We start from the raw sequence: 363 nt of genomic DNA, 5'->3' as shown, positions 1-363 counted from the left end.
AGTAATAGAAAGAGAGGTCAAAAGATTAGAAGCAGACGACAAACCCAGGGCTAGAGTAAGGATTCCCCGTGATGACGGGGATATTGATATAGACGTTGGGGGGATAGTTGATTTTGCCCGGTCGATGTTGCCAAAAGCAAGCATAGAGGCTGAGGATTTACAGGATGGTGGAACTAGGAGAGGGATAAAAACCGAAAAGATTGGCAGCACGGCTCGCGGATTTGTAGACCTTGATGAAGATGGAAACCCCAAAGGTTTTGGGGGAACAATTGACAGTATCAACGATGCAAATGTCTCGGTTTACCTTGGGGAATGCGAGCAATCGATGAGCGTAACTATTGGGGGGAAAACGGTTACCTTTGC

General features: G+C 46.8%; 1 pseudogene. It reads left to right on the top strand.

The features are described 5' to 3' along the window. Positions 1–363, top strand: a pseudogene (locus tag P5674_RS26135) (hypothetical protein); the annotation flags it as partial.

This window comes from Limnospira sp. PMC 289.06 (genome assembly GCF_032350395.1).
GTDB classification, from domain to species: Bacteria; Cyanobacteriota; Cyanobacteriia; order Cyanobacteriales; family Microcoleaceae; genus Limnospira; species Limnospira platensis.
The sequence above is the reverse complement of the archived record's forward strand: the minus strand, read 5'-3'. Positions and strand labels throughout refer to the sequence as shown.